Raw genomic sequence first — 8,298 nt, forward strand, 5'->3', positions numbered from 1 at the left:
CAATCATCAAGAGCTAGATCTACATGACTTTTACATTACTGATACTATCTATTAGAAAATCTGCAAGTCTTACTTTCCAGTAAAGTATTTAACCGCTGACGCGAACAGGTGCTGGTCTTTATTGCCTGGGATGTTTTGGAAAAGACCGTCTTCATAACGTTCTGAGTGTCCCATCTTACCGATGATTTGGCCGTTCTTGCTGGTAATTCCTTCGATGGCATGGATAGAACCATTCGGATTGTACTTAGAATCCATGCTAGGTTTGCCTTCGAAGTCAACGTATTGGCTGAAAATTTGTCCATTGTCACGGAGTTCTGCAAATTCCTCAGCCGTCACGACAAACTTCCCTTCCCCGTGCGAAACAGGAATGGCATGAATCTCACCAACTTCCACTCCAGCAAGCCATGGTGAGTTAGTATTGGCAATGCGAGTTTCCACCATCTTAGCCACGTGTTGGTTGGCATCATTGTAGAAGAGGGTTGGACTAGTACTGCTAGCATCTTCAAAGTTTCCGTATGGAAGGAGACCTGATTTGACCAAGGCCTGGAATCCATTACAGATACCGATAATCAATCCACCACGGGCGATAAAGCTATCAATAGCTGCACGCACTTTTTCATTAAGCAGGATGTTGACGATAAACTTAGCTGAACCATCTGGTTCGTCCGCAGCTGAGAATCCACCTGCAAAGAAGAGGATGTTAGCCTTACCGATATTGTCAACCATGGTTTCAACTGACTTGACAATGGCTTCTTCATTGAGTGTCACGAATGGCACCAAGTTAACCTCTGCGCCTTCTTTTTCAAATGCCTTGGCTGAATCATATTCTGAGTTGGTTCCTGGGAAGACTGGGATGTAAACCACAGGTTTTTCAATAGTTTCCTTGGCTTTGATGACTGCGTCAGAAGCGACAGCTGGCACTTCAGCCAATTCTTTGGCTTGAGCAAATTCAGTAGGGTAAACTTCTTCCAGTTTGCCTTGGAAGGCACTGTCAAGTTTCTGTCCATCTAGCTTCACACCGTTGACAGTCAGTGTAAAGTATATGCTAGTTTGACCGATTTTCTCTACTCCAGCGATTTCTTCAGGAGATGTGAAGACAAATCCGCCCAATTGAGCTGTCAAAGCTGTTTCAAGTTCCGGCAAGATTACTTCTGCACCGATATGGTTCCCAAAGGTAGCAAGGGCCAAGCTTTCAAGCACACCACCATATTTGACAGCTGATGCAGATGTTACTTTGTGTTCAGCTTGGATTGCTTCAAATTGAGCAAAGTTAGACTTAATCAAATCAAAATCAATCTCTGCAGAGAGGGCTTGACCTGGAATGTAGTAAATGTTTTCACCAGCACCCTTAAACTCTGGAGAAAGAACCTTACGGCTATCTGCTGTTGTCACCCCAAAAGCAACCAAGGTTGGTGGTACGGTCAATTCTTCAAAGGTACCAGACATAGAGTCCTTACCACCGATAGATGGCAAGCCAAGTTGGATTTGTGCTTCGATAGAGCCTAGAAGGGCGGCTACTGGCTGACCGAAACGCTCTGCCTGTTTGTCCATGCGCTCGAAATATTCTTGGTATGAGAAACGAGCCTTAGACCAGTTTGCACCAGCAGCAACCAAACGAGCAGTCGCTTCGATAACCGCATAGACAGCACCGTGGTATGGAGACCATTCTGCTACATATGGGTTGAATCCTTGAGCCATGACTGACGCAGTATGAGTCACACCGTGTTGAACTGGTAACTTTTGCACAGATGCCTCAGTTGGTGTTAGTTGGTAGCGACCACCAAGTGGGTGATTAACCGTTGAGCGTCCAACAGAGCAGTCAAAGATGGTTTGCAAGCCTTTTTGACTCGCATGGTTGAGGTCAGATAGAACCGCAAGGGTATCTGCTTCAAGTGTGTCAGCGCTTGTTGTACGTTCTTCTGGAAGCTTGACATCCTTGTCCACAACCTTGGCATCAACAACGACACGCACACCGTTGGTATCAAGGAAACGACGTTCCAAGTCCACGATTGTCTCACCGTTCCAGTGCATGACTAGATTTGGTTTTTCAGTCACTGTCGCAACCACAACAGCATCAATATTTTCTTTGTTACATTCGGCAACGAAGGCATCCACATCCTCAGGACGCACCACGACTGCCATCCGTTCTTGTGATTCAGAGATAGCAATTTCTGTACCATTCAAGCCTTGGTATTTAAGAGGCACCTTATTAAGGTCAATTTCAAGGCCGTCTGCCAATTCACCGATAGCTACACAGACACCGCCTGCCCCAAAGTCGTTGGATTTCTTGATAAGACGAGTGACATCGCCATTACGGAAAATGCGTTGAATCTTGCGTTCTTCGATGGCATTCCCTTTTTGGACCTCTGCACCAGCAGTCTCTACAGACTCAACCGTTTGAACCTTAGAAGACCCTGTCGCACCACCGACACCATCACGTCCAGTCTTACCTCCAAGAAGAATAATCACATCGCCCGCTTCAGGTTTTTCACGGACAACATTGCCCTTAGGAGCCGCACCAACAACGGCACCAAGCTCCATGCGTTTAGCTACAAAGCCTGGGTGGAAGTACTCACGAACGTAAGTTGTTGCAAGCCCAATCTGGTTTCCGTAAGAAGAATAACCATGAGCAGCTGTCTTAGAAATGACTTGTTGTGGCAATTTCCCAGCGCGAGTTTCTGAAATCGGTGCTGTAATATCACCCGCACCTGAGATACGCATAGCTTGGTAAACGTAGGAGCGACCTGACAATGGGTCACGAATAGCACCACCGATACAAGTAGCCGCTCCACCAAATGGCTCAATTTCCGTTGGGTGGTTATGAGTTTCATTCTTGAACATGAGGAGCCATGGCTCTTTCACACCATCAACATCCACTTCGATTTCAACTGAGCAAGCATTGATTTCGTCTGATACTTCCATATCATCCAAACGTCCATTGGCACGCTCATAACGACCGAAAACAGTCGCCATATCCATCAAGGTTTGCGGTTTTTCAGAACGCCCCAACTCATCGCGCATAGCGATATATTTGTCATAGGTTGACTGCAATTGTTTTTGGAATTTCGATGAGGAGAAATCAATGTGTTTCAACTCTGTCTCAAAAGTTGTGTGACGGCAGTGGTCAGACCAGTAAGTATCCAAAACCTTGAGTTCCGTCTCAGTTGGCACGCGCCCGATTGATTTGAAATAGTCTTGGATAAAGAGCAAATCATCCACTTCCATAGCCATCCCTTGTTCGGCCTTGTAGCGGGCAAAGTCTTCTGCCGCATAGCTTTCAAAGAAAGCCAATTTAGGAATGGTCTTGTCCGACTCTGAAAATTCCTGCTTGGCAATCCCTGTCGTGATGTCCTTGAAACGAGAATCCACTGGGTTGAGCAAATAGTTCTTGACCGCTTCCAACTCAGTCGCATCAATATCTTTATTAACCAAGTAAAGTTGCGCTGTATTAACCGTCACGTCACTCGAGCTTCCCAACAAAAGTAAGGCTTCCTGTGAAGAAGCTGCACGCTGGTCAAACTGCCCTGGCAGGCTTTCAATGGCAAAGAAAGCATAGTTGGCAAGATCTGCTTGCACAGTTGCTTCATCTAAGACATGGTCTGTCACCTGCTCAGAAAAGATGTGTTTCTCTGCGGGTGCAAACAAGTCCTCTGCCAAATCAAAGACATCATAAACTTGCACAATGCGAATGCTTTTCAAGCTTGAAAGTCCCAAATTATGCTGGAGTTCTCTAACCAAACTCTCTGACTTGACCTGAAAATCAGCCTTTTTTTCAACAAAAATACGTTTATCCATCAATTCTTATTCCTTTATTTCAGCTCTTGCAATGTTCCAAACGACCTTGAGGTTGTTACTTCAATCCCTGCAACTTTTCCCAAACAATCTCATAAACGTCTGTTAGTTCTCCCAATCCTCTACGGAAAACATCCTTATCCATGTGGTTGCCATCCGCATCCCACAAACGGCAGTTATCTGGTGAAAATTCATCTGCTAAGATAATCTTGCCATCCTTGTCAAAACCGAACTCTAGCTTAAAGTCAATCAACTTGAGGCCAATCTCAGCAAACCAGACTTTCAAAAGTTCATTGATACGACGGGTTTCTTCCTTCAAGTAGGCAATCTGCTGGTCATCCGCAATCTGTAGGAATTTCACATGCTCATCATTGATGAATGGATCATCCAAATCATCATTTTTGTAGTAAAATTCGACAATCGGAGTCTCAAATGCGATTCCTTCGTCTACACCAAAACGTTTTGAAAAGGAACCAGCCGTGTAGTTGCGAAGCACGACTTCCAAAGGAATAATCTTAACCTTTTTATTGAGTTGTTCTGTATCTGAAAGTTTCTCCACAAAGTGAGTCGCCACACCAGCCGCATTTAATTTCTCAAAAATAAAAGATGAAATCTGATTATTCAACACTCCCTTACCAGCAATCTGCTCCTTCTTAACACCATTGAAAGCAGTCGCCTGATCCTTGTAAGTTGAAATAATAAGATTTTCATCCTCAGTTGTATAGATATCTTTAGCTTTTCCCGAATAGATCAATTGTTTTGACATTTTAAAGTTCGCCTTTCGTATTACTTGAGCACATTTTACCATAAAAAACCAAAAAATACAAGAATTTAACCGAATGAATATCAGATGTGTTTCAAAAATTGTAAAGAAAAAACTGCAAGAAGGATTTTTCTCACAGTTTTAAAATTATTTAATTCTGAAAATACGAACATTACTCTTTGTTCAAAAATTGATCCAAATAATAACGCAGGTAACTTTTCTTGCCCGTAATCATCTGCAGGCGACCTTCCACCCCGTACCGAAGTTTTTCAGCCTGCTCCGAAGTTAGATTAGTCTCCGCCTCGATTTTAAAGAAATTCCCTTTTTCAGTCTTGGTAGCTGTCGCATCAATACTTGTAATAGTAGAATCTAGGAAAATTTGATTCTTGGCATCATGAGTCGTAGTATAGCGAACAGAATCACCGACCTTGATCCTTGCTACATCCTTTGAACTGAGATAAGCTGTAAGTTTGGCTTTCCCTTCTTTTTCCAAGGATGGATAGAGTTGGGCTAGTAGGGTACCTTCTGCAACCATGGTAGAATCACTGGTCTCAGGATTAAGATGAAGCACCCCATCCTCACTGGCCGTAATTTTCCCCTTGTCTAAAAGATTTCCCTGAACCTTCTTACCCGATTCTGCCTCCAAGATTTTCTGGTCTAGAAGGGTCAATTCCTGACCAACCTTAGCCAAGTGTTGGGATTTGAGAGACTCCAATTGACTGCTTAAGCCTGACGCATAGGCTTGCTGGGTACCTGAACCTGCATACTGAACACGGTAAGTAGCAAGACTGGATTCTAACTGAGAGAGCTGTGCTTCTACCTGAGCAACAGCCTGGGCCTTAGATTGCGGATTTTCCTCGCCCTGAGACTTATAGGACTGGTAGAGAGAGTAGGCTAGATTCTGACTGGCCAAGGAAGCACCTGTTTCAATAGCTGACTTAGCTGTCTGGTAATCGCGAATTTTAGCCTCTGTTTGGCTGATAAGGTTGCCGATTTCGGCTTGGGTTTGGCTAGCTGCTGCATTCTGGGACGCGATGGTCTCATTTTGTTGCGATGTACTAGCCCTAAGACTGCCTGCTTGGCTGAGGTAGTCGCGAAAGGTGGCTTGGTAGCCAAATTTATCCTCCTCTGGAAAGTGGTTCTCCCCTTCTTGCAGACTCTTTTGCAAATACTCCAATTGCTTTTTTTGATCCTTGAGCATGTCCAACTGACTAGCATAGGCCTCCGCTTGGACACCCTCTGCCCCTTCTTGATATTGAACCAACAGTTCTCCCTTTTTAACCAGCTTATTTTCTTCCAAATGATTGACAAGAATACGATTGTTGCTAGTTGACTGGATATTTGCAAGGATTCGACTAGGCTCAATAGTAGCTCTAGTAGACAAACTCATCTCCTTCTCTGCAAAAGTTGCAAATCCAAGCAAAAACACGAGCAGAAGGGACATGGGGACAATCACCCGACTGGAAAAATTATGGTAACGACGATTATAAAACTCCGCACTTTCTAAAAATTCTGGTTTCATCCTCTCCTCTTTCTAGCTATTCACCAAATGGGCGTAAAATCCACCCTGTGCAAGCAAATCAGCATGCTTTCCTTCTTCAACAATCTTGCCCTGATCCAAGACAACAACCTTCTCTGTCCGCTCAGCAATGGTCAAGCGGTGGGCGATGAAAATCAAGGTCTTGTCTAAAGCCATAAGATTATCGACAATTCGCTTCTCTGTCAGAATATCTAAACTGCTGGTCGCCTCATCCAAAATCAAGACCGGTGCATCTGTCAAGAGAGCACGCGCCAGAGCGATTCTCTGACGTTGACCACCTGAAATCCCTGCTCCATCCGAAGTCAATTCTGTTTGGTAATTCAGTGGCATGCGCTCAATATCCTCCCGAATCTCTGCCAATTCGACTGCCCGTAAGATATCCTCTTGAGTCGTTCCTTCCTTGGCTCCAAGGAGAAGATTCTCCAAAATCGTTCCGTTAAAGACATAGGGCTGTTGAGGCAGATAATTAATATACTGGCGCAGAGCCTTTTTATCAATCTGATTGAGATTGACACCACCCAGACTAATCTCTCCCTGACTTGGGTCGTAAAAATTAACCATCATCTTGGCCAAAGTCGTCTTACCTGACCCTGAAATCCCCACAAAAGCCACCTTAGACCCTTGCGGAATGGTCAAATTGATGTCTGACAGGACGTCTCGACCATAGCCATACTTGTAGGAAACCTGTTTGAAGGTCATCTCTCCCTTCATCAAGCTCAAATCCTCAACTGTTTTCTTCTCCTCAAACTCAGAAGCTACCAGATACACTTCATTTAGACGGTTATTGGCAACCTGCGCTGTCTGAAGCTTGGTTTGCAGATTGATGATATTTTCCAAAGGATTGGTAAAGTAAACAAGCAAGGTATTATAGGTAATCAACTGCCCCAAACTCATCTTTCCATCCATGACCAGAACAGCTCCCATCCAGAGAATGCCGACATTGAGCAAGAGATGGGCAACCTTTTTTAGAGCCTTTTGCTGACTCTCTGCCCGACTATAGGTAAAGGATTTTTTCAGATAATCCACAAATTCCTTATCAATCTTTTGGTAACGCTGACTTTCACTGGTCAAGGACTTAATGGTCTCAATACCGTTGATATCCTCGATGATAGAAGAAGACAGAACCGCATTGGCTTCCATGGTATTCCGATTCATCTTTTCAAACGGCTTCATAAAGGCAAAGATAATCACTGTGTAGATAGGAAGTGCCAATAAGGTCATAAAAAAGAGATTGGTATTTTGTGAAAATAAAACAAGGGAAATAATGACAACCGTTGACACATCTAGGAAAATCGAAAGAATGGTCGAAGCCAGCGCATCGATGATACTGTTAGCATCTGTAAAACGAGACACGATTTCCCCTGTTCTGCGTGTCGCAAAAAAGGACATAGGCAGGTGAAAAACATGCTTGATATAGGACAAAATCACATCAATCGACAAGCGTTGCCCCAAAACAAGCAAGAGATACTCCTGAGCATAAGACAAGATCTGCTGGAGGATATAGACGATGACCAAACCAATAGAAATAATCCCCAACGTCGAACGCATCTGATCTGGCACATAGGTATCAATGATAGACTGCAAATAATAAGAACCCACAATGTTAATCAAGGTGACCAAGAGTGTTGCCAAAACGATATTGGCAATCAAACCACGCTGCTTCACTAATATAGGGATAAAAGAGAGCAGACCATTCTTTTGATCCTTATGAGGCTTATAGTCTGGACTAGGTGCCATAAAAAGAGTCACTCCTGTCCATTCTTCCGCAAAACGCTCACGTGGCAGTTTGGTCAATTTCACCCCAGGATCTGGATCGGCAATATGAATGCTGTCCTTATCCTGCCCAGTCACCACATAGTAGTGGAGCAATTTCCCTTCCTTAAGCACATGGGCAACAAAAGGAAAAGTCAAATCTGGCAAGTCAAAGAGCGTCATATCCGCCTTGATCGCTCGCGTCTCAAAGCCAATCTCCTCTGCCACCTTGACCAAGCCCAAGGCCGTCGTCCCATCCATGGTCGTCTTGGCCAATTCGCGCAAGTGAGCCAAAGAATAATAACTACCATAGTAGCCAAAAACCATGGCTAATGAAGCTACACCGCAGTCCATCTGATCCACCTGCGGACGATAGTGACGTTTCCCAAATTTCATATTCATCTCCTTTTTCCTAAACTTATACTCAATGAAAATCAAAGAGCAAACTAGG

4 protein-coding genes are annotated in these 8,298 nt (G+C 44.1%); all 4 read right to left on the reverse strand.

Annotated features, from left to right (window positions below; genetic code table 11):
- Window positions 1-69: 69 nt before the first annotated feature.
- Window positions 70-3,795 carry a phosphoribosylformylglycinamidine synthase gene (locus HMPREF2613_RS05785; protein ID WP_070479652.1) on the reverse strand — a complete coding sequence of 1,242 codons (3,726 nt, stop codon included), beginning with the start codon at window positions 3,793-3,795 and terminating at the stop codon, window positions 70-72.
- Window positions 3,796-3,850: 55 nt separating this feature from the next.
- Window positions 3,851-4,558: a phosphoribosylaminoimidazolesuccinocarboxamide synthase gene (gene purC, locus HMPREF2613_RS05790; protein WP_000043296.1), complete on the reverse strand. Its 708-nt coding sequence runs from the start codon at window positions 4,556-4,558 to the stop codon at window positions 3,851-3,853.
- 169 nt (window positions 4,559-4,727) lie between these two features.
- Window positions 4,728-6,077: a competence pheromone export protein ComB gene (comB, locus tag HMPREF2613_RS05795; RefSeq protein WP_070479654.1), complete on the reverse strand. Its 1,350-nt coding sequence runs from the start codon at window positions 6,075-6,077 to the stop codon at window positions 4,728-4,730.
- A 12-nt stretch (window positions 6,078-6,089) separates the two neighbouring features.
- A complete protein-coding gene (gene comA, locus HMPREF2613_RS05800; protein WP_070479657.1) occupies window positions 6,090-8,243 on the reverse strand; it encodes a peptide cleavage/export ABC transporter ComA in 2,154 nt (717 codons plus the stop codon).
- Window positions 8,244-8,298 lie beyond the last annotated feature (55 nt).

It is taken from the genome of Streptococcus sp. HMSC070B10, assembly GCF_001808665.1.
Classification (GTDB): domain Bacteria; phylum Bacillota; class Bacilli; order Lactobacillales; family Streptococcaceae; genus Streptococcus.

Bases quoted from the DNA above. Each gene is read 5' to 3' on its own strand.
- HMPREF2613_RS05785 (WP_070479652.1), bottom strand. From the start codon at position 3,795: ATGGATAAACGTATTTTTGTTGAAAAAAAGGCTGATTTTCAGGTCAAG.
- purC (WP_000043296.1), bottom strand. From the start codon at position 4,558: ATGTCAAAACAATTGATCTATTCGGGAAAAGCTAAAGATATCTATACA.
- comB (WP_070479654.1), bottom strand. From the start codon at position 6,077: ATGAAACCAGAATTTTTAGAAAGTGCGGAGTTTTATAATCGTCGTTAC.
- comA (WP_070479657.1), bottom strand. From the start codon at position 8,243: ATGAAATTTGGGAAACGTCACTATCGTCCGCAGGTGGATCAGATGGAC.